Raw genomic sequence first — 19587 nt, forward strand, 5'->3', positions numbered from 1 at the left:
CTAACGTGCACTTTCTCGCCCGAACGGGCGGGCTTATTGAGCTCCCGATTAATTTTTCCCTTCTGCGGAACGTTTGATCATGTGAAGACCGTGAGTCTCGAGCCATCGCCAATGAGCAACACCAGGCCCGCTAGGTCGGATTTAACTCGACTTAAAGGACATAAAATGGCTATCGAACTCCCTCCAATTCATGTCGGCGCAACTGCTCCAGGCTACAGCTCTTCCGGCGGTCTTCCCTTCCCAGCACCTAACCCTGGGGTGATGCTTCGTGATCAGATGCTCCAGCGCCATGGGTATTACGCGCAAGGTATGTGGCGCGAAATGATAATGAAGCTCTGCAAAGAGCAAGCAGCTAATATGAGAAACGGCACATTCCCAGGGGGCATCCACCCCTCGTTCACCAGGGATTGCTATGGTCTGCAGTGGGCAGACACCTATATGTGCCATAACCCTGGCTCTACGCCAGCGCAGGCGCTGTGGCATGTAGGATCTAAGGATCCGCTGTCCCCGCCGGAGGCGTCTCAACCTGCTGAGTTTTCGGGAGGCTCCCTCACGCCTGTTGCCGCTTTGGGGCACTTCATGTATGGCAAAGGAAGTGAGGCTAGCACAAACATCAATTCGCTAGGTCTTAAACTCAATTCCACCTCGATTCCGATGCTGGAAAATGCTATTAGTAGCGCCCCTGAAGGGGCCACTGTAGTGTCTCTCGACAAGGTCCCGTACAACACTGCGAATGACTCTTGGATGACTGGTCTTTGGCTGGGTAACATCACCTTGAAGATCGAAGGTACAATTACCAAGTCAGCCGACGGTAGCGTTACCTTCCAAGGTGAGGCGAGGGCGTATCACGACACCTATGATGCGAATCCAGGCTCATGGCGCAGTGCGTTTGGTGAGAGTGCTACTGATGTGCTTTCGAAGATTCAAGAGCACCTCAAGGCTCAACCATATCCAATCGCGATTAAGGGTTCCTACCCAATCGAGATTAAAAAGTAGCTTGTAAAGATGCACCCTGGGTAACTAGGGTGCATTACAGGAGTGTAATGTGAGTAATAAGTTTTTGCTGCGGCTGTCTCCTCTGGCTGTACTGGTTGTATCGAACCTTTTACTCTGGCTGCTGTTGGCCAGCGGGGGAGGGAGCCCTGAGGGTGATCAGCGCTCAACCGTTTATCACTATTTTGTGATGTATGCGTTTTATTTTAGTATATTTGTGGCGGCTTTTTGCTTTGCCTCGGCTGGCTTGCGTTCGCTCTTCGGAGATCGTGTCACAGTTAGATTGATTTCTTTTTTACTGTTGCTTCCATCTGCACTGCTTTCGCTGATCGCTGGGCTGTTAAGCTTTTCTGTTGCATTTAATGGCTTGCTTTTGGCACTCATTCCTGCAGTTCTATATTTCTTGGCGCTAGCACTGTTTGTCTGGGCTGAATTTTTCCTTGGAAGGGCTGTGGCTCCGCAGAGCTAATTAACGCTTTACACACCAGAGATACTATGAGCCCTGGCATTTGCCGGGGCTTTTTTATTTTAACTCCCTGCAACGGGAGGAACCGAGATGGCCCATATGCCTGAGAAAGATCCCGGCCTTTGGGCCGCTGCACTGGCTTGGATGGTAGCGCACCAGCCGCAACTTTCCACTGGCGGCATCGCCGCTGCCGTGGCCATGTTCCGAGTGATCTATGGCGGTGGTCGAGGTCGCAAGGTCCTTTTGGAAGGCGCGATCTGCGGCTTGATCGCCGTGAGTCTACTGCCAGTGCTGGAGTACTTCGCCCTACCTGCAAATCTTTCGGTCTTCGCCGGTTGCATGGTTGGCTTTATGGGGGTGGATAAGCTACGAGAGTACTCCGACCGTTTCATGGGCAAGAAGGTGGAGGGCTAATGCCGCCCAAGGCCAAGCGCCCCTGTCGTGTACCTGTGTGCCCCGGCAAGACCAGTGACAGCCACGGCTACTGCAGCGCCCATGCCTCGCTCGCGATTGGTTGGAATAACCCGCACCGTGGCACTGCTGAGCAGCGTGGCTATGACTGGGCGTGGCGCAAGCTTGCCAAGGCAGTACTCAAACGTGATCGTTATCTGTGCCAGTGCCCTGACTGCAATGGTCGCCGCCTGCCAGCGACAGAGGTTGATCACCGTAAACCGAAGTTTGAAGGGGGAACGAATGACCCATCCAACCTGTTTGCCATCAATGAAAACTGCCACAAGTTCAAAACGGCGGCCGAGTCGGCGCGGGCGCGGTCAGGCAGTCCGCCTGGCGCGTGAGGCAATGCGATTGCGCGAAAGAGCGATCAAGCGCAGCCGAAGTTCCGAGCTGATCCGCCATGGTGACTGGCACCTGGATCGAGCGCTGTTCTGCTGGAAAAACATTCATAAGCTTGGAATTCCAGAGCTAATTTCGCGTGTTCTACATGAGCTAGTGGCCGCAAGTGACGCATACATGCATGCCGCAGACGGAGTGCCAGAGCGTCCGCTTATTCATCTGGCTGCCTTAATGGATGGTGAGATTCTGCGGGAAAAATTAGCGAAAAGTGGTCAAAAATCGGCAAAATAAGGGGGCGGGGCAAAATCTCTACAGCTTTTGTCTCGCTCCACCGAGCGCCCAGCCTTTTTCACACACCCGCGAAACTAAAAAAAATCGCATTCCAGAAAATCGGGAGGCCTGAACGATGGGGCGACCCGCGAAACCTACCGCCCTCAAGCTGCTGCAGGGCAACCCCGGCAAGCGAAAACTCAAGAAGGACGGCCCCGCGCCGGCGCCACTGGCGGAAACACCAGACGCCCCGGAGTGGTTGGGGGAATGGGCCGTTGAAATGTGGGGAGCCATTGCACCCTGGCTGACTCAGACCGGGATCATGACCCGCACCGATACCCACAACCTGGCGGTCTTCTGCGCCGCTTACGAGCGGTGGCGGCTGGCCGAGGAAGAAGTGGCCAGCAAGGGCATCACCGTCGTGGACGCCAAAGGCGTGCTCAAGAAGAACCCAGCCTGCACCGTGATCAATGAGGCGCTACGCCAGGTGGCCAGCTTCGGGGCAGCCCTCGGGCTGGACCCAGCCAGCCGTGCGCGCCTGATGGGCAGCGGTGGGCCGGAGAAACCAGAAAACCCGTTCATCGTGCTTAAGGGAGGGCGGGCCTCGAAGTGAGTTAGGACATGGCCAGCTACCCGAACGTAAACGCGGCGAACAAGTACGCCCGCGACGTGGTGGCCGGCAAGATCCCGGCTTGCAAGTACGTGCGCCGGGCCTGCCAGCTTCACCTGGATGACCTGGCCAAGTCGAAGAAGCGTAATTTTCGCTGGACCTTCGACCGCGATACGGCCGAGCAGGTGGCGGTGTTCATCCAGCTGCTGCCGCACGCCAAGGGCAAATGGGCGGCGCTGCGTGAACTGATCAAGCTTGAACCGTGGCAGTTGTTTATCTTCTGCAGCATCTTCGGTTGGGTCGACAAGAAGACCCGTCGCCGGCGGTACCGCGAGGTGTACATCGAGGTGCCGCGCAAGAACGGCAAGAGCGTGCTGGCCGCCGGCGTCGGCCTGTACATGCTGGTCATGGATGGCGAATTCGGCGCCGAAGTGTATTGCGGGGCGACCACCGAGCGGCAGGCCTGGGAGGTGTTCAAGCCGGCGCGGCAGATGGTGCGACGCACCCCCGAGCTGGTCGAGGCCTTCGGCATCCAGGTCGCGGCGAAAAACCTGTCGGTGATCGGTGACGAAAGCAAGTTCGAACCGCTGATCGGCGACCCCGGCGACGGCCAGTCGCCGAGCTGCGCCATCGTGGACGAGTTCCACGAACACGCCTCGGCCGCGCTCTACGAAACCATGCTGACCGGAATGGGCGCCCGTGATCAGCCGATGATGTTCGCCATCACCACGGCGGGCTACAACATCGCCGGGCCGTGCTACCTGCAGCGCGCCCAGGTGATCGACAAGCTGGAAGGGACGGTGCCGAACGATGAGTTGTTCGGGATCATCTACACGATTGACGAGGACGACGATTGGAAAGACCCGGCGGTCCTGCGCAAGGCTAACCCCAACTACGGCGTCTCGGTCGGGGCTGAGTACCTGCTGAAACGTCAAGCCGACGCCACGCGTTACCCGTCACGGCAAAACGCGTTCAAGACCAAGCACCTCAACATCTGGGTCAGCGCCAAAGAAGCCTGGCTGAATATGGCTGACTGGGAGGCGTGCGGCGACCCCACGCTGACCCTGGACCAGTTCCTGGGCCAGCGCTGTTGGATCGGGATTGACCTGGCCAGTAAGTCGGATATCTGTGCGGTGTCGCTGGTGTTCCTGGACAAGGTGGAGCTGGTCCCGGGCAGCGGCAAGTGGGTCAACCGATGGACCATTTTCTGTAAGTCGTTCTTGCCCGAAGGCGCGATAGAGCGGGGCGGCCCCAACAAGGCCGCTTACGAGGCCTGGGCCAACGCTGGGTTGCTGGAGGTGTGCGACGGCGAGGAAATGGACTTCGACCTAGTGCGCGACATGGTGGGCGAATTCGCTGGCATGTTCGACGTGCAGGAAGTGGCCTACGACAAATGGCGCGCCACCCAGCTGGCCCACCAGCTGCAGAAGGACGGCGCCGAGGTAGTCGAGATGGGCGGCGGCGTGGCCAGCATGAACCTGCCCATGCGCGAGCTGGAAGCGGCGCTGCTGTCCGGACGTGTGCGCCACTCCAGCGATCCAGTGTTGGCCTGGCAGGCCGGCAACGTCGTGGTGCGTCCGTTCAAGGGCTGCATCACGCCGATGAAGGCCGACGAAGGCAAGACCGACATGCGCAAAATCGACGGCATTGTCGCCGCGCTGATGGCGATGAACCGCGCCATGGTCAGCGAATTTGAGCCGGAAGGGCTGTTGGCCAGCCTGACCGAAGACGACCTATTAGCTATGTGAGCCCCTACGATGAAATGGCTTCCTGAATCTATCGGGACGGCAGGCTTTTGCCTGTTCGTCGCGGGCCTCTACGTCCAGTTCGGGGCGGGGGTGGCCCTGATGGTCGGTGGTGGCCTGCTGCTGGCCGGCGCCGCCAAGGCGGTGTGGCGATGATCCTGGGCGCGATGTTCGAGCAGCGCAGCAGCCTGGAGGCGCCCAGCACGCCGATGAACAGCAAGGAGCTGACCGAATACTTGTTTGAAGGGCAGGGCATCAGCGTCAGCCCGGCTTCGGCCATGCGTCTGACGGCGGTGTATGCGTGCATCTACGTGTTGTCCAGCTCCATGGCCCAGCTGCCGCTGAGCGTGCTGCGCAAGGTTAACGGGCGGATAGAGGTGGCCACCGACCACCCGGCCCATTACCTGCTGCACGATGAGCCGAACACCTGGCAGACCTCCTACCGCTGGCGGGAAACCAAGCAAGCCCATGTGCTCGGCTGGGGCAACGGCTACACGCGCACGGTGCGCAGTCGCCGCGGTGAACTGCTGTCGCTGGAAATGCATGAGCCGCAACACACCGAGCTGGTGAAGAACGGCAATCGCTGGGTGTATTCGACCCAGGACGAAGACGGCGCGCCGCTGGCGGTGTCGCCCGAGGACATGATTCACCTGCGCGCCATCGGCTCGCACCGGCGCATGGGTATCAGCCCCATCCGGCAGAACGCCGACACCATCGGCCTGGGCATGGCCACGGTGCGCTACGGCAAGGAGTTTTTCGAGGGCGGCGGCCGGCCTACGGGCCTGGTCACCGTCAAGGACGGGAAGCTGGATAACACCAGCTGGGAGCGCCTGAAAACGGTCTGGCGCGCCGCCGTGGAACGGCTCAAACGTTCGGACAACAAGACGCTGCTGTTGCCCGCCGACCTCGATTACAAGGCGCTGACCATCGCCCCCGAGGATGCGCAATTTCTCGAGACTCGCAAGCTGACCCGCAGCGAGATTGCCAGCATCTTCAACGTGCCGGCGCACATGATCAACGACCTGGAAAAGGCCACGTTCTCGAACATCAGCGAGCAGGCCATCCAGTTCGTGCGCCACACGGTCATGCCGTGGGTGAAGAACTGGGAGGAAGAAGTAAACCGCCGGGTCTTCACCCGCGCCGAGCGCATGGCCGGCTACTACGTCAAGTTCAACCTGGCCGGCCTGTTGCGCGGTACCCCGAAAGAGCGCGCCGAGTTCTACCGCATCGCCATTCAAGACGGCTGGATGAGCCGCAACGAAGTGCGCGTGCTGGAAGACCTCAACCAGCTGGAAGGCCTCGACTCGATGTTGCTCAACGTCAACACGCAGTTGCTCGGCGCCGACGGCAAGCCGTTACCCGTAACGAAGCAGGAATAACCCATGAGTGAATTCGAACAACGCATGCTGCAGGCGCAGCATTGCGAGCTTCGTGCTGTCCAGCCGGATGAGCAGGGCAGCGCGCCGAAGATCGCCGGCTATGCCGCTGTCTTCAACCAGCGTAGCGACCTGCTGGGCGGCACCTTCGTGGAGATCATCGCCCCGGGCGCGTTTGACGACGTGCTGAACCAGGACACCCGGGCGCTGTTCAACCATGACCCGACCTACCTGCTGGGCCGCACGGCCAGCGGCACGTTGCGCCTGACCGTAGATGAGCGCGGCCTGGCGTACGAAATCGACACGCCCAACACGCAGACCATCCGCGACTTGGTGGTCGAGCCGTTGCGCCGTGGCGACATGAGCGGCAGCAGCTTCGCCATGCGCGTGGCCAAGGGTGGCGACACCTGGCACGAAGAGAAAGACGGCCTGATCGTCCGCACCATCTTCAAGATCGCCGAGCTACGCGACGTAGGGCCGGTGGCGTTCCCGGCTTACCCCGACTCCAGCGCTGCCCAGCGCTCCCTGACTGCCTGGAAGCAGGCGCAAACCGAAGGCGACGAAGCCCGCGCACATTTCGAGCGCGAGGCCCGCGAGCGCCTGCTTGACCTCAACGAACTGTGATCCCAAGGGGGAGCTATGACCCTGCAACAACTGAAAGAAGCCTATAACAAGCTGTCGGCCGAAATGCGCTCGCTGCACGAAACCACCCCGGACGACGGCTGGACCGGTGAAGTCCGCAGCAAGTGGGAAGGCATGAAAGCGGACCTCAAGGCACTCAAAGACAAGATCGAGCGCGAAGAAGAACTGCGCGCCCAGGATCAAAGCTTTGTCGAAGGCCTGGACCGTGAACGCCCGAACAACGCGCCGCAGAACGAAGCCGACACCGAGCAGCGCAGCGCCTGGGATAACTGGGTGCGTCGTGGCCTGGAGTATCTGACCCCCGAGCAGCGCTCCGTGGTTCTGGAAATGCGCGCTCAAGGCACCAACCCGAACGAGGCGGGCGGTTTCACCGTGCCGACCACCCTGCAGGCCAAAGTGATCGAATCGCTGGTGACCTACGGCGGTATTGCTTCGGTTTGCCAGCTGCTGCAGACCGACAACGGTGCGCCCATCGCCTGGGCCACCAGCAACGGCGGTGAGGAAGAGGGCGAGCTGATCGGCGAGAACAAGGCCGCCGGCGAAAAGGATGTCGAGTTCGGCATGGGCACCCTCGGGTCGCACACCATCAGTTCGCGAATCATCCGCGTTTCTGAACAGCTGCTGCAGGACTCGGGCATTGACATGGAAGGCTACCTGGCCGGCCGCATCGGCAAACGCGTGTCGCGTACCCGTAACCGCCTGATCGTCCAGGGCACCGGCGCCGGTGAAACGGCCGATGCGCCGGCGCAGCCGAAGGGCCTGGAATACTCGACCCCTCAAGGTGCCATGACCGCCAAGGCCACCGCGTTCACCTGGCAGGAGGTCAACAACCTGATTCACTCCATTGACCCGGCGTATCGTGCGGCGGCCAAGTTCCGCTTGGCGTTCAACGACAAGACGCTGCAGGCGATGGAAGAGATGGTGGACGCCAACAATCGCCCGCTGTGGCTGCCCGGCATCGACAGCGACCGTCCGGCCACCATCCTCAAGCATCAGTACGTGATCGATCAGGCCATCGCCGATATCGGCGCCGGCAAGAAATTCATGTATGCCGGCGACTTCAACGAACTGGTGCTGCGCGCGGTGCGTAGCCTGACCCTCAAGCGCCTGGTGGAGCGTTACGCCGAGTACGGCCAGGTCGGCTTCCTGGCGTTCGTGCGCTTTGGCCTGGTGCTGCAGGACACGGCCGCCATCAAGCACCTGGTGGGCAAGACCGCTGCCTAACGGGAGGGCTGTCCATGCTGACGCTTGAACAGATCAAGAGCCATTGCAAGCTGGAGCTGGACGAAACCGAGGAAGACACGCTGCTGCAGGCCTACGCCCGCGCAGCGCGTCGCCAGGTCGAGAAGGACAGCGGCCGGCGGTTGTACTGGGTCACGCTGCCGGCCGACGCGCCGGCAGACGCGACCGGCGATGAAGCCTACCTGCGTGGGCTGCTGCCGATCGATGCGCCAGAAAACGCGTTACCCGTAACGGATGACGTGGCGCTGGCCATGCTGCTGTTGGTCGCCCACTGGCACCGCAACCGCGAGCCGGTCACCGAGTCGACCAGCAACGGCACCAAGGCGATGCCGCTGGCTTATGACGCCCTGGTGCAGCCTTATCGCTGGTTCACGCTGTGAGGGAGCCGGAAGCGGGCGAACTGCGCACCCGGGCGGTGGTGCGCATCCGCAACGACACGCCAAAAGGCTCTGCAAGCCTTGAGTCAAATTTCGAGCCGGTGGCCAAACGCTGGTGCAAGATCGAGCCGTTAGGCACGGCCACCTACACCGGGTCGGTGCAGACCGGTACGACCATCACGCATCGGATCTATTGCCGGTTCGTGCGTGACCTGGACACGCGGCATGAGCTGGTCGCCAGTGGCCGGGTGTTTCGCGTCAAGCGGGCTACCGGGATGCGCGGGCGGCAAGTGTGGTCGGTGATCGAAGTCGAGGAACTGCAGGCGGTGAATGCGCCGGCGGGAGGTGGTCGTGGCCAACTCCGTTTCGATTGACGGCTATTTGCATGTCGAGGGCTTCGACCAGTTCGACCAAGAGGCCTTCAACAAGCGGAAGATCCGCGCCGGCATGCGCAAAGTTGGCCAGCTGATCGCCGGCCGAGCGCAGATGAATTTGGCGCTCGGCGGTGGCCAGGAGGGCTACCCCGTCAACCGCACCGGGGCCACCACCGAGTCGATCAACTTCAAGCTGTCCAGGTCGGGCTTTTTGGTGCGGGTTGCGCCCAACAAGACCGCGAGCATGAGGGAGTATTACCCGGCTTACCTGCACTACGGTGTTCGACGCAAGACGGGTGGCGGGTGGCGGATCAGGCCCCGTGACAACTACATGACCGACGCCCTGGCCGACAGCCGCGATGAGGTGCGGCGCATCCTGCAGCAGGCCTTTGCCGCCGCGCTGCTCAACTGAGTACCTGATATGAAAATCACGCCTGTGATTGAGCAGCTGCGCGCCTATGCGCCTGGCTTCGAAGGGCGCGTGGCCGGCGGTCTGGATTGGGACCCGACCGCCGACAGCGCCCAGATGCAGCCGCCTGCGGCCTATGTGATCGCCGTTGGTGACTCGGCCGACGAGCCGCAAGCGCAGAACGTTTACACCCAGGCCGTGCGCGACGTCATCGACGTGTGTGTCGTGCTGCCGACCGACGACGAACGCGGGCAATCGGTGGCTGACCCACTACACGACTTGCGCGCCCAGCTTTGGCGCGCCCTGGTGGGCTTCGAACCGGACGACGAGTCGGGGCCGCTGTTGTACGACGGTGGCCAGCTGCTGCTGATTGATCGCGAGCGGGTGGTTTACCGCTATCGCTTCTATGCCGATTTCCAGCTCGGCCGCTGGGAGCAAACCGGCGAAGGCAAGCCGCAGACCTGGCAGGAGTGGCAGCTGGCCGGCCTGCCGGCCCTGGAAGGCATCGACACCCGTCTCGACTTCCTCAACCCCCTGAAAGACCCCAACGTCAACGCCCCCGGGCCAGACGGGCGGGTCGAGTTCATTACCCGTGAGGACTTGAACCCATGACCACCATTCACCTCAAGCCGGCCCCGGGACGCGATTGCCCGCTGCCGGGTCAGCCGGGCCAATACCTGCCGGCCGAGGGCGCTGCAGTGCCCCGTGATGCCTATTGGGAGCGCCGTATCATCGACGGCGACGCCCTGGAACAGAAGACCACCACCCGGGGGAGCAAAGCGCGATGAGCGTCAGTTTCAGCAACATCCCGAGCGACATTCGCGTGCCGCTGTTCTATGCCGAAGTCGACAACTCCATGGCCAACAGCGGCGGCTCCAGCCTGCGCCGGCTGATCGTCGGCCAGGTCAACGACGACGCCGAGAGCGAGGAAATCGGCCGCCTGGTGCTGGTGTCGAAGACCAGCGACGCCAAGGACATTGGCGGCACCGGCTCGATGCTCGCCGCCATGCATGCGCGCTGGCGAGCCATCGACGTGGCCGGCGAGGTCTGGTGCTTGCCGCTCAAGGTGGCTACCGGCGCGGCTGCGACGGCCACCGTTACCGTAACGGGCAGCGTCGCTACGGCCGGCCTGATCAATCTGTACGTGGCTGGCCAGCGCGTGCGCGCCGATGCCGTGGTCGGGGCCTCGGCCGAAGCCGTGGCGGCCAGCTTGGCGGCGGCCATCAATGCCGCCATTGACCTGCCGGTGACGGCCACGGTCGCCGCCGGCGTGGTCACCCTGCAGGCCAAGTTCAAGGGCGAGCTGGGCAACGATATCCAAGTGCAGTTGAACCGCCTGGGGCGCGCCAATGGCGAAACCACGCCGGCCGGCCTGACGGTGGTGGCCACGGCCATGACCAACGGCGCCGGCACCCCGGCTGTATCGGCGGCGCTGGCTGCACTGGGCGACGAAGAATTCGAGTTCATCGCCCAGCCCTGGACCGATGCCGACACGCTGGGGGCCTGGAAAACCGCCATGGACGACAGCGCCGGCCGCTGGTCCTGGGCGAAGCAGCTCTACGGCCATGTGTACAGCGCGCAGCGCGGCACACTGGGCCAGCTGGTCGCCGCTGGGCGCCTGCGCAACGACCCGCACGTCTCTGTACATGGCTTTGAGCGCGGCGTGCCGCAGCCGGCGTGGGAAGTGGCGGCGGCCTGGGCGGCACGTACCGCCGTATTCATCAGCGCCGACCCGGCGCGACCGACGCAAACCGGTGCGCTGACGGGCATCGACCCGGCGCAGGCCAGTGATCGTTTCACCCTGACTGAGCGGCAGTCGCTGCTGACCAGCGGGGTGGCCACCGCCGTCTACAACGGTGGTAGTTACCGCATCGAGCGTGCCGTTACGACCTACCAGCGTAACGCCTACGGCCAACCCGATGATTCCTACCTGGACAGCGAGACGCTGCACCAGTCTGCCTACGTGATCCGCTATCTGCGCAGCATCATCACCAGCAAGTACGGCCGCCACAAACTGGCCAACGACGGCACGCGCTTTGGCCCCGGCCAGGCCATCGTCACGCCGAAGGTGATTCGCGGCGAGCTGATCGCGGCCTATGGCGCGCTTGAGCGTGAGGGCATTGTCGAGAACGCCGAGGCGTTCAATCAGTACCTGATCGTCGAGCGCGATCCGAAGAACCCGAACCGCCTTAGTGTGCTGTTCCCGCCGGACCTGGTGAACCAGCTGCGCGTGTTCGCGCTGCTGTACCAGTTCCGCCTGCAGTACCCGGATGCGGCGTAACCCTCATCGTTCAACCCCGGCCCGCCCTGTGCGGGCTTTTTTATGGGAGTGCCCTTTATGGGTCAGAAAGTCGCGGGCACCTGCTTTGTGAAGGTCGACGGCGATCAGCTGGTCATCACCGGCGGCGTGGAATGCCCGCTGTCGGACACAAAACGCGAAACGATCACGCGGGGCTATTTCAAGGAAGAAGACCTGATCCCCTATGTGGTGGTCGACGCGGTGAAAACCGCCAACTTCCCCCGGGCCAAGCTGGCCAACGGGACCAACATGACCATCACCGCCGAGCTGGCAGACGGCTCGGTGTATGTGCTGAGCGGCGCGTACCAAGTGGATGAGTCCAAAGTGACCGGCGATGACGCCAAGGTCTCGCTCAAATTCGAAGGCATCCAAGGAGACTGGCAGTAATGACTACCGCAACCCACGAACTCGCAACCCCGATCCAGGCCCACGGTGAAGAGGTCAAGGAACTGAATCTGCGCCGCCCGACCGTGCAGGAGTGCCGGGCAATCAAGGTGCTGCCATACAACCTCGGCGGCGACGGTTACCCGGTGGTCGACCTTGAAGCGGCGGCGAAGTACATCGCTGTGTGCGCCGCGATCCCGGCCAGCTCGGTCAACCAGCTGGAGCTGTCGGACCTGAACACCCTGGCCTGGATCATCGTCGGTTTTTTCATGCCCCAAGATTCGAAGCAGTCGGCGGCCTGACCGAGCTGGCCTATGACCTTGCCTGGTGGTGGAAAGCCACTCCGGGCGAGGTGCTGGGCTGGACCCTCGACACGCTGTTCGAGAGTGAGGAAAACGCGTGGCGCATCAACGCGCTGAATGGGGGAGGCGGTGGCGGATAAATTCCAACTCAAGGCGCTGATCACCGGCGTCGACAAGCTGTCCCCGGTGCTGAGCGGGGTGCGCAAGAACGCCGCGGTGCTGCGCAAGCAACTGAACAGCTCGGGCCTTGGCAGGATCACCTTCGGCGAGGCCCTGCAGGGCGGGGCGATTGCGGCCCCGTTCGTCATGGGCGTGAAGGCGGCCATGGGCTTTGAAAGCGCCATGGCCGACGTGAAGAAGGTGGTCAACTTCGAGTCGCCGGCGCAGTTCAAGGCGATGAGTGACGACGTGCTGGGCCTGTCCGAGCGCCTGCCCATGGCGGCCGAGGGCATCGCGCAGATTGTCGCCGCCGGCGGCCAGTCCGGCATTGCCCGGGAAGAGCTGAACCGCTTTGCGGAAGACGCGGTGAAAATGGGTGTCGCCTTCGACCAGACGGCCGAAGAGTCGGGCTCGATGATGGCCAAGTGGCGCACGGCCTTCAAGATGAACCAGACCGAAGTGGTCACGCTGGCCGACCAGATCAACTACCTGGGCAACACCGGCGCGGCCAGCACCGGGCAAATCTCCAACATCCTGACCGCCATCGGCCCCTTGGGCGAGGTCGCAGGCGTCAGCGCGGCGCAGTTGGCCGCCATGGGCTCGACCCTGGCCGGGGTGGGCATTGCCCAGGATGTGGCCGCCACGGGCATCAAGAACTTCATGCTGACCCTGACCGCCGGCACGGCGGCCACCAAGTCGCAGAAAGAGGCTTACAAGGCCTTGCGCCTGGATGCCAACGAGCTGGCCAAAGGCATGCAGACGGACAGCGAAGGGACGATTAACCGCGTTCTGGAGACGCTGGCTAAGGTCGAGAAAAGCAAGCAGGCGGCGGTACTGACCAACCTGTTTGGCAAGGAATCGGTAGGGGCTATCGCGCCATTGCTGACCAGCCTGGGCACGCTGCAGAGGAACTTCAAATCGGTCGGCGACGAAAGTCAGTATGCCGGGTCGATGAACAACGAGTACGCCGCACGGGCCGCGACCACGCAGAACGCCATGCAGCTGCTGCAGAACCGGGTGACCCGCCTGGGTATCACGGTCGGCAGCATGCTGTTGCCGCCGCTCAACGACTTCATGGCGGCCGTGGGGCCAATCATCAGCAGCGTGGCCACCTTGGCCGGGGCGCACCCGTGGCTGATCAAGGGCGTGCTGGGCGCGGCCGTGGGCTTCACCGTGCTGCGCTTGGCCACGGCCGGGGCCACGGCGGCGCTGGCCCTGATGAACGGTGTCGCGAGCATGAGCCCGGTGGGCATGATCGTCCGTGGTATCGCCATCGCTGCCGGCGTCCTGATTGCCAACTGGTCGACCGTGGCGCCGTACTTCCAAGCGGTGTGGGACAAGATCAAGGCCCCGGCGATGGCCGTGTGGGAGTGGATGAAAACCACTTTCGCCTGGTCGCCGCTGGGTCTGATCGTCGCCAACTGGGAGCCACTGACGGCGTTCTTTGGCGCGCTGTGGGAGCTGGTCAAAGCCCTGTCGGTGCCGTTCTTCGACTTCCTCAAAACCATGTTCGACTGGTCGCCGCTGGGCCTGATCATCAAGCACTGGGAGCCCATCACCGGCTTTTTTAAAGGGATCTGGGACAAGCTGCGACCCATCATCGAGCCGATGATGAAATTCCTGGGCTTCGACAGCGAGTCGAGCGGTGACGGCGTGATCAGCGCGGCGACGGCCAAGGTCAACGACTGGGCCGAGCAGCAAAAGGCGCGCAACGCCGCCGGCGAGCCGGTACCGGGTGCACTGGTCAAGCCGATGGCGCAGCCGGTGCAGTTGATGCCGGAGGCCACCAGCGCGGCCAGCCTGATGCGCGCGCCGGACCAGCCGGGGCCATGGGCAGCTATGCCCCTGTCGGCTTCGCAGATGGCCGAGCATGCGCAGGAAAGCCTGGCCAAAGGGCTGACCCCGGGGGAGGCGCTGAAACGCGCTGAAATGGGCCTGCCTGGGCAGAACAGCCTGGCAGCACCTGCAGCGGGTGCCCTGGCTGCGTCGCGGGGCTCCCTGGTGCAGCAGGCGGCCCAGGCCAGCAAAGCCCAGCTGGAGGGGCAAATGGTCGTGCGCTTCGACAACGCGCCGCCCGGCATGCGGGTGGAGCAGGCCGATACCAATCAACCCGGGCTGCAGGTCAGCCCACAAGTGGGCTACCGATCCTTGGGGAGGGCGTCATGAGTACCTGGCGGGATCAGCTGCACCCGGCCTCATTCCGGGGCGTGCCGTTCCACGTCGACAGCGACAGCATGCCGGCAGGACGGCGCACACAGACGCATGAGTATCCGCAGCGGGACAAGCCGCTGGTGGAAGACCTGGGCCGCGTCACGCGGGAAATCAAGCTGGCCGGCTTCGTGATCGGGGAGGACTGCTATTTTCAGCGTGACAACCTGCTCAACGCCCTGGACAAGCCCGGGGCGGGCGAGCTGGTCCACCCCTGGTACGGCCGGCTGACGGCCACCGCGACGTCCTGTAGCGTCAGCCATGAGCGCCGCGAGGGCGGCATGGTCCGCTTTGACCTGGTGTTCGTGGAAGACGGCGAGAAGGGCTTTCCTGCCGGTGTGCCGAACACGGCGCGGCAGCTGGAGGACTCATCGGAAAGCCTGCTTGAGTCGGCGATTGCTCGGTACAAGGCCGCCATGGTGGTGGTCAACCGGGCGCGCCTGGCGGTGGTCGCGCTGCAGAACGGTGTGGCCGGCGTGCAGATGGCCATTGCCTCGGAGCTTCGCCAACTGACTGGCCTGGTCAGTTCGGTGGAGGCGCTGGCCGACATGCTGATTAACGCCCCGGGCAACTTCGCGGCAATGATCCGGGGGCAGTTCGCCAGTGTCGGCGGCAGTTCACGGTCGTCAGGCTATCGCTGGGGGCCGTCCAGCGGCAGCGACTCGGCCAGCCTGGAGGCCGACCCGGAGTTTGCCCGCACTGTCGCGGCGCTGCCCGACGCGGCGCCGGAGTTTGCCAGCTTCGCTGAGTCTGGCCGGGCCATCACCGGCCAGGTGGAGCAGGCACGCCTGTTGGCCAACGCGCTGCCGCCGGCCGGAGGAACCGACACCGCCGCCGTGGTCACCGCTGCCCGCGAGCTGGTGCGCGATGCGCTGATCGTGCTGGCCGTGCGCGAGGCGGTGGCCATGCCGGTGGTGCAGGCGCCCGAGCCGTTGACCGGCTTCGCCACCCTGGAACAGCAGGTGGTGGCCCCGATCCAGCGCCCCGAGGTGCCGGTGACGGCCGACGTGGTCGCGCTACGTAACGCCATCAGCGACGCCCTGTGGCTGGCCGCCCTGGCGTCGCCGGTCGAGCACGTCGAGCAACTGGAGGCGGTGCGCAGCCAGGTGCGTGCGCACCTGACCGAAGTGGCCCGCGCTGGCGTGCGGCTGGCCGAGGTCACCACGCGGGAAAGCCTGCCGGCGGTGGTGCTGGCTTATCAGCGCTATGGCGACGCCACCCGCGCCGAGGAAATCGTTACGCGTAACAAGGTGCAGCACCCGGGCTTTCTGCCCGTAGGCGCGCTAACCATCGCTCGAGAGTGAACCCATGGACAACCACAATGCTGTCACGCTGAGCGTGAACGGCCTGGATTATCGCGGCTGGAAGAAAGTCAGCATCAGCGCCGGCATCGAACGCCAGGCCCGGGATTTTCGCCTGGGTGTGACGTGGAGCTGGCCGGGCCAGGTGCAGGAAATCCCGGTGCGCCAGGGCGACCGCTGCGAAGTGCGGATCGGTGCCGACCTGGTGCTGACCGGCTGGGTGTTCGGTACGCCGATCAGCTACGACGCCCGCAGCGTCGAACGCTCGGTCGCCGGCCGCTCGCTGACTGCCGACCTGGTGGACTGCTCGGCGGTGAGCAAGCCCGGCCAGTGGCGCGGGCAGAGTGTGCAGAAGATCGTACAGGCGCTGGCCGAGCCCTACGGAGTGCGGGTGCTGAGCGAAGTGGCGGAAACCACCAAGCTGGCCGACCACCAGATCGAACCGGGCGAAACCGCCTTCGAGTCCATCGACCGCCTGCTGACGCTATCGCGGCTGCTGTCGACCGATGACGCCCGGGGGCGGGTGGTGATCATCAAACCGGGCAGCGCCGGCCGCGCTGTCGACCGTCTGGAGCTGGGGCAGAACCTGCTGACCGGCAGCGCCGAGCTGGATTTCTCGGGGGTGTTTTCCGAGTACCGCGTCACCGGCCAGCGCTCGGGCACCGACACTGACTACGGCGAGGCGGCCAGCGAAGTGAAGGCCGGCGTCACCGATCCGCGTGCCACCCGGCGCCGGGTGCTGCTGATTCACGAAAGTGGCCAGATGACCCCGGAGCTGGCCCAGGCGCGGGCCAACTGGGAGCGCGGCAGCCGCATGGGTAAGGCGCTGACCCTGCGTTACAAAATCCAGGGTTGGCGACAGTCCACCGGCGCCCTGTGGGTGCCGAACATGATTGTGCGCGTGGTCGACCCGCTGATCGGCATCGACCGCGACATGCTCATCAGCGAAATCGAGTATGTGCTCGATGACGCCGGCACCGTGGCCAACATCGTGGTAGGCCCACCGGATGGATTCGACCCCGAGCCGAAAGACCCGCACAAGTCGCGCAAGCTCAAGAAGGGCGGCAAGGCCGACAACTTCGAATACCTGATCCCCGCCGACTGGAAGCCTGGCCAATGAAACCCATGAGAAATTTTCTCGCCCGGGGCGTGGTCGCCCTGGTCGATGCTGGCCGCAAGCTGCAGAGCCTGCAGATGCGCCTGACCGCCGACGAAGTGAAAGACGGCATGGAGCACTTCGAGCCCTACGGCTTTACGTCCAACCCGCTGCCCGGCGCCGAGGCGCTGGCGGCGTTCCTGGGCGGCGACCGCTCCCATGGGGTGGTCGTCTGCGTCGCCGACCGGCGCTTTCGCCTGCAGGCGCTCAAGAGCGGTGAGGTGGCGATTTACACCGACGAGGGCGACTGCCTGCACTTCAAGCGTGGCCGCTTGATCGAGATCCAGACGCTGACGCTCAAGGTCAAGGCCGAGACGGCCGTGGAGTTCGATACGCCGGTGATCCGCACCACGGGCCAGATCGTTTCCAAGGGCGACCAGATCGCCGCCGGCGTCAGCCAGGTCAACCACCTGCACGCCGGCGTGACAGTGGGCACCCAGCAGAGCGGTAAGCCGGTGGTGACGGCATGACGCTGCTCGACTCCGAGTCCGAACGCGCCTGGCAGCGCGCCGTGGTGATCAGCCTGTTGACCTGGCGACGCGCCGAGGCCGGCGACCTGCTGGACGACGACCAGCGTTATGGCTGGTGGGGCGATACGTTCCCGACCCTGGCCAATGACCGCATCGGCTCCCGCCTGTGGCAACTGCGCCGGCGCACGCTGACCGACGACACGGTGCGCACGGCTGAGGCGTTCGCCCGCGAGGCGTTGCAGTGGGCGGTGGATGACGACCGGGTGAGCGCCGTTACGGTAACGGCGTCGCGCAAGGTCGACCGCCTCGACATGCAGGTGCGGGTCGGCCTGCACGATGGCCCGGTGATCGATGTTCAACTAGACAACCTGTGGCAGGTGATCAATGCCGTTTGAAATCCCAACACTGCCCGCCCTGGTGGCCAGGGCTCAGGCTGACTTGGCCGGCGGTAGCGCCCTGGTCCGCTCTGACGCCGAGGTGCTGGCCCGCGTGCTCGGCGCGGCGTCGTCCGGCCGCTACGGCCATCAGCGCTACATTGCCGACCAGATCCTGCCCGACACGGCCGACGACGAAACCCTGCTGCGCATGGCCCAGGCGCGGCTTAAGCGGGGGCGCCTGGAGGCCGTGAAGGCGAGCGGGGCGGCCACCTTCACCGGTGCCGCCTCGGCGCTGCTCGACGCCGGCACGCTGCTGCAGCGCGATGACCAGGTGATGTTCAGGGTGCGGGCCTCGGTCAAGCTGACCGGCACCGACGGAGTCGCCCAGGTCGAGGCCTTGGAGCCGGGCGAGCTGGGCAACACGCCTGCCGGCACGCAGCTGCGCCTGGTGTCGCCGGTGCTGGGGGTCAATGACACGTTCACCGTGGCGGCCCCGGGCCTGACCGGCGGTACCGAGCAGGAGAGTATCGAGGCGCTGCGCGCTCGGGTGATTCGTTCGTACCGCGTCATTGCCCACGGCGGCAGCAAGAGCGATTACGTGACCTGGGCGCTGGAGGTCGCCGGGGTGACCCGGGCCTGGGTAGTACGGCGCTGGGTGGGGCCGGGCACGGTGGGGCTGTTCTTCGTGCGCGATGGCGATATCGACATCATCCCCAACGCCGAGGCCCTGGCCACCGTGGCCGCCTACATCGAGCAGGAGCGGCCCGTCACGGCCGAGGTGTACGTGCTGCCGCCGGCCGAGAAGCCGGTGCAGTACCAGCTATCAGTCACCCCCGACAGCAGCGCGGTGCGCCGCGCCGTGGAAGCCGCGCTGGTGGACCTGCACAACCGTGAATCGGAGCTGGGCGCCACGCTGCTGGCCACCCACATTGCCGAGGCTATCAGCGGCGCCACGGGCGAGCGTGATCACAAGGTCATCAGTCCCGCCGGCGACGTGCAGGCGGCCGCTAATGAGCTGCTGACCTATGGTGGTGTGCTGTGGTCGTGAGGACGGTAGAGGACTACTACGCGCACTTGTGCACGCTGCTGCCGCCGGGGCCAGCCTGGGATCGTGAATTCAACCCAGGCGTTGACCAGGTGCTGCAGGCGGCGGCCCAGGAGTTGGCCACCGAGGATCGTCGCGCCGCCGATTTGCTGGCCGAGAGTGAGCCCGCCACGGTGCGCGAGCTGGTTCCCGACTGGGAGCGGGTCATGCACCTGCCCGACCCTTGCATGGGTGACTCTCCGGCGTTTGCCGACCGGCAACTGGCCGTGCGCCGCCGGCTGCTGGAGGTGGGCGGGCAGACGCCGGCCTACTTCGTAGAGCTGGCTTTCTCGCTGGGCTACCGCAATGCCCGTGTGATCGAGCACCGGGCGCCGCGCTTCGGCCGGTCGCGCTTCGGCTCGGCTCGCTTCGGCACCTGGTCCGCACAGTTCATGTGGACCCTGGAGACGGGGCCGCGCCTGGCCCAGGGCAGCCGCTTCGGATTCAGTCACTGGGGCCAGACCTTCGGCGGTGCCGCTAACGGCGCGCTGGAATGCCTGGTCAGCCGCGCCGCCCCCGCGCACACCCTTGAAACCATTACCTACGGATAA

The 19587-nt window shown here is 64.2% G+C and carries 26 protein-coding genes; all 26 read left to right on the top strand.

Annotated elements, in window-relative coordinates:
• The first annotated feature begins 165 nt into the window (after window positions 1-165).
• The 26 genes from KHO27_RS06265 (at window position 166) to KHO27_RS06390 (ending at window position 19587) form a co-directional block, all read left to right on the top strand.
• Entirely contained in the window at window positions 166-996 is an 831-nt protein-coding gene (locus KHO27_RS06265; protein WP_214501387.1) for a lipid II-degrading bacteriocin, read from the top strand.
• A 49-nt stretch (window positions 997-1045) separates the two neighbouring features.
• On the top strand, window positions 1046-1462 hold the full coding sequence (locus tag KHO27_RS06270) for a hypothetical protein (RefSeq protein WP_214501388.1): 417 nt from the start codon (window positions 1046-1048) through the stop codon (window positions 1460-1462).
• Window positions 1463-1549: 87 nt separating this feature from the next.
• On the top strand, window positions 1550-1873 hold the full coding sequence (locus KHO27_RS06275; protein ID WP_214501389.1) for a phage holin, lambda family: 324 nt from the start codon (window positions 1550-1552) through the stop codon (window positions 1871-1873).
• On the top strand, window positions 1873-2253 hold the full coding sequence (locus tag KHO27_RS06280; protein ID WP_214501390.1) for an HNH endonuclease: 381 nt from the start codon (window positions 1873-1875) through the stop codon (window positions 2251-2253). Before KHO27_RS06275 ends, KHO27_RS06280 begins: the two co-directional genes overlap by 1 nt.
• Before the next feature lie 4 nt (window positions 2254-2257).
• A complete protein-coding gene (locus KHO27_RS06285) occupies window positions 2258-2542 on the top strand; it encodes a hypothetical protein (protein ID WP_214501391.1) in 285 nt (94 codons plus the stop codon).
• Between the two features lie 115 nt (window positions 2543-2657).
• On the top strand, window positions 2658-3134 hold the full coding sequence (locus KHO27_RS06290; protein ID WP_214501392.1) for a phage terminase small subunit P27 family: 477 nt from the start codon (window positions 2658-2660) through the stop codon (window positions 3132-3134).
• A gap of 8 nt (window positions 3135-3142) precedes the next feature.
• Complete coding sequence (locus KHO27_RS06295) at window positions 3143-4879, top strand: terminase large subunit (protein WP_214501393.1); 1737 nt, start codon at window positions 3143-3145, stop codon at window positions 4877-4879.
• A 9-nt stretch (window positions 4880-4888) separates the two neighbouring features.
• Window positions 4889-5032: a hypothetical protein gene (locus KHO27_RS06300; RefSeq protein ID WP_214501394.1), complete on the top strand. Its 144-nt coding sequence runs from the start codon at window positions 4889-4891 to the stop codon at window positions 5030-5032.
• Window positions 5029-6255: a phage portal protein gene (locus tag KHO27_RS06305; protein ID WP_214501395.1), complete on the top strand. Its 1227-nt coding sequence runs from the start codon at window positions 5029-5031 to the stop codon at window positions 6253-6255. The genes KHO27_RS06300 and KHO27_RS06305 overlap by 4 nt, the downstream gene beginning before the upstream one ends.
• A 3-nt stretch (window positions 6256-6258) precedes the next feature.
• A complete protein-coding gene (locus tag KHO27_RS06310; RefSeq protein WP_214501396.1) occupies window positions 6259-6876 on the top strand; it encodes an HK97 family phage prohead protease in 618 nt (205 codons plus the stop codon).
• A 15-nt stretch (window positions 6877-6891) separates the two neighbouring features.
• Window positions 6892-8118 (top strand): phage major capsid protein, encoded by a 1227-nt coding sequence (locus KHO27_RS06315; protein ID WP_214501397.1) that lies wholly within the window; start codon window positions 6892-6894, stop codon window positions 8116-8118.
• A gap of 14 nt (window positions 8119-8132) precedes the next feature.
• Window positions 8133-8516: a head-tail connector protein gene (locus KHO27_RS06320; protein ID WP_214501398.1), complete on the top strand. Its 384-nt coding sequence runs from the start codon at window positions 8133-8135 to the stop codon at window positions 8514-8516.
• Window positions 8513-8887, top strand: coding sequence for a head-tail adaptor protein (locus KHO27_RS06325; protein WP_214501399.1), 375 nt, complete (start codon window positions 8513-8515; stop codon window positions 8885-8887). Before KHO27_RS06320 ends, KHO27_RS06325 begins: the two co-directional genes overlap by 4 nt.
• Window positions 8865-9299 (top strand): hypothetical protein, encoded by a 435-nt coding sequence (locus tag KHO27_RS06330; RefSeq protein ID WP_214501400.1) that lies wholly within the window; start codon window positions 8865-8867, stop codon window positions 9297-9299. The genes KHO27_RS06325 and KHO27_RS06330 overlap by 23 nt, the downstream gene beginning before the upstream one ends.
• Before the next feature lie 9 nt (window positions 9300-9308).
• Window positions 9309-9908, top strand: a complete 600-nt coding sequence (locus tag KHO27_RS06335) for a phage tail terminator protein (RefSeq protein ID WP_250888414.1) — start codon at window positions 9309-9311, stop codon at window positions 9906-9908.
• Window positions 9905-10084, top strand: coding sequence for a DUF2635 domain-containing protein (locus tag KHO27_RS06340; RefSeq protein ID WP_214501401.1), 180 nt, complete (start codon window positions 9905-9907; stop codon window positions 10082-10084). Before KHO27_RS06335 ends, KHO27_RS06340 begins: the two co-directional genes overlap by 4 nt.
• Window positions 10081-11577: a phage tail sheath subtilisin-like domain-containing protein gene (locus tag KHO27_RS06345; protein WP_214501402.1), complete on the top strand. Its 1497-nt coding sequence runs from the start codon at window positions 10081-10083 to the stop codon at window positions 11575-11577. The genes KHO27_RS06340 and KHO27_RS06345 overlap by 4 nt, the downstream gene beginning before the upstream one ends.
• Window positions 11578-11634: 57 nt before the next feature.
• Window positions 11635-11982: a phage tail tube protein gene (locus KHO27_RS06350; RefSeq protein WP_186733650.1), complete on the top strand. Its 348-nt coding sequence runs from the start codon at window positions 11635-11637 to the stop codon at window positions 11980-11982.
• Window positions 11982-12281, top strand: a complete 300-nt coding sequence (locus KHO27_RS06355; protein WP_104444375.1) for a phage tail assembly protein — start codon at window positions 11982-11984, stop codon at window positions 12279-12281. Before KHO27_RS06350 ends, KHO27_RS06355 begins: the two co-directional genes overlap by 1 nt.
• A 129-nt stretch (window positions 12282-12410) precedes the next feature.
• The gene (locus KHO27_RS06360; protein WP_214501403.1) at window positions 12411-14606 is read left to right on the top strand and encodes a phage tail tape measure protein; all 2196 of its coding nucleotides are present in this window, start codon (window positions 12411-12413) and stop codon (window positions 14604-14606) included.
• On the top strand, window positions 14603-15952 hold the full coding sequence (locus tag KHO27_RS06365; protein WP_214501404.1) for a DNA circularization protein: 1350 nt from the start codon (window positions 14603-14605) through the stop codon (window positions 15950-15952). Before KHO27_RS06360 ends, KHO27_RS06365 begins: the two co-directional genes overlap by 4 nt.
• A gap of 4 nt (window positions 15953-15956) precedes the next feature.
• The gene (locus KHO27_RS06370) at window positions 15957-17069 is read left to right on the top strand and encodes a phage baseplate assembly protein (protein ID WP_214501405.1); all 1113 of its coding nucleotides are present in this window, start codon (window positions 15957-15959) and stop codon (window positions 17067-17069) included.
• Window positions 17066-17575 carry a phage baseplate assembly protein V gene (locus KHO27_RS06375; RefSeq protein WP_214501406.1) on the top strand — a complete coding sequence of 170 codons (510 nt, stop codon included), beginning with the start codon at window positions 17066-17068 and terminating at the stop codon, window positions 17573-17575. Before KHO27_RS06370 ends, KHO27_RS06375 begins: the two co-directional genes overlap by 4 nt.
• Window positions 17572-17970, top strand: a complete 399-nt coding sequence (locus KHO27_RS06380; RefSeq protein WP_214501407.1) for a phage GP46 family protein — start codon at window positions 17572-17574, stop codon at window positions 17968-17970. Before KHO27_RS06375 ends, KHO27_RS06380 begins: the two co-directional genes overlap by 4 nt.
• Complete coding sequence (locus tag KHO27_RS06385) at window positions 17960-19000, top strand: baseplate J/gp47 family protein (RefSeq protein WP_214501408.1); 1041 nt, start codon at window positions 17960-17962, stop codon at window positions 18998-19000. The genes KHO27_RS06380 and KHO27_RS06385 overlap by 11 nt, the downstream gene beginning before the upstream one ends.
• Window positions 18991-19587: a YmfQ family protein gene (locus KHO27_RS06390; RefSeq protein ID WP_250888416.1), complete on the top strand. Its 597-nt coding sequence runs from the start codon at window positions 18991-18993 to the stop codon at window positions 19585-19587. The genes KHO27_RS06385 and KHO27_RS06390 overlap by 10 nt, the downstream gene beginning before the upstream one ends.

Origin of the sequence: Pseudomonas sp. RC3H12 (genome assembly GCF_018596375.1) — a bacterium.
Taxonomy (GTDB): domain Bacteria; phylum Pseudomonadota; class Gammaproteobacteria; order Pseudomonadales; family Pseudomonadaceae; genus Aquipseudomonas.

Bases quoted from the DNA above. Each gene is read 5' to 3' on its own strand.
- KHO27_RS06265 (WP_214501387.1), top strand. From the start codon at position 166: ATGGCTATCGAACTCCCTCCAATTCATGTCGGCGCAACTGCTCCAGGC.
- KHO27_RS06275 (WP_214501389.1), top strand. From the start codon at position 1,550: ATGGCCCATATGCCTGAGAAAGATCCCGGCCTTTGGGCCGCTGCACTG.
- KHO27_RS06280 (WP_214501390.1), top strand. From the start codon at position 1,873: ATGCCGCCCAAGGCCAAGCGCCCCTGTCGTGTACCTGTGTGCCCCGGC.
- KHO27_RS06285 (WP_214501391.1), top strand. From the start codon at position 2,258: ATGCGATTGCGCGAAAGAGCGATCAAGCGCAGCCGAAGTTCCGAGCTG.
- KHO27_RS06290 (WP_214501392.1), top strand. From the start codon at position 2,658: ATGGGGCGACCCGCGAAACCTACCGCCCTCAAGCTGCTGCAGGGCAAC.
- KHO27_RS06295 (WP_214501393.1), top strand. From the start codon at position 3,143: ATGGCCAGCTACCCGAACGTAAACGCGGCGAACAAGTACGCCCGCGAC.
- KHO27_RS06300 (WP_214501394.1), top strand. From the start codon at position 4,889: ATGAAATGGCTTCCTGAATCTATCGGGACGGCAGGCTTTTGCCTGTTC.
- KHO27_RS06305 (WP_214501395.1), top strand. From the start codon at position 5,029: ATGATCCTGGGCGCGATGTTCGAGCAGCGCAGCAGCCTGGAGGCGCCC.
- KHO27_RS06310 (WP_214501396.1), top strand. From the start codon at position 6,259: ATGAGTGAATTCGAACAACGCATGCTGCAGGCGCAGCATTGCGAGCTT.
- KHO27_RS06315 (WP_214501397.1), top strand. From the start codon at position 6,892: ATGACCCTGCAACAACTGAAAGAAGCCTATAACAAGCTGTCGGCCGAA.
- KHO27_RS06320 (WP_214501398.1), top strand. From the start codon at position 8,133: ATGCTGACGCTTGAACAGATCAAGAGCCATTGCAAGCTGGAGCTGGAC.
- KHO27_RS06335 (WP_250888414.1), top strand. From the start codon at position 9,309: ATGAAAATCACGCCTGTGATTGAGCAGCTGCGCGCCTATGCGCCTGGC.
- KHO27_RS06340 (WP_214501401.1), top strand. From the start codon at position 9,905: ATGACCACCATTCACCTCAAGCCGGCCCCGGGACGCGATTGCCCGCTG.
- KHO27_RS06345 (WP_214501402.1), top strand. From the start codon at position 10,081: ATGAGCGTCAGTTTCAGCAACATCCCGAGCGACATTCGCGTGCCGCTG.
- KHO27_RS06350 (WP_186733650.1), top strand. From the start codon at position 11,635: ATGGGTCAGAAAGTCGCGGGCACCTGCTTTGTGAAGGTCGACGGCGAT.
- KHO27_RS06355 (WP_104444375.1), top strand. From the start codon at position 11,982: ATGACTACCGCAACCCACGAACTCGCAACCCCGATCCAGGCCCACGGT.
- KHO27_RS06365 (WP_214501404.1), top strand. From the start codon at position 14,603: ATGAGTACCTGGCGGGATCAGCTGCACCCGGCCTCATTCCGGGGCGTG.
- KHO27_RS06370 (WP_214501405.1), top strand. From the start codon at position 15,957: ATGGACAACCACAATGCTGTCACGCTGAGCGTGAACGGCCTGGATTAT.
- KHO27_RS06375 (WP_214501406.1), top strand. From the start codon at position 17,066: ATGAAACCCATGAGAAATTTTCTCGCCCGGGGCGTGGTCGCCCTGGTC.
- KHO27_RS06380 (WP_214501407.1), top strand. From the start codon at position 17,572: ATGACGCTGCTCGACTCCGAGTCCGAACGCGCCTGGCAGCGCGCCGTG.
- KHO27_RS06385 (WP_214501408.1), top strand. From the start codon at position 17,960: ATGCCGTTTGAAATCCCAACACTGCCCGCCCTGGTGGCCAGGGCTCAG.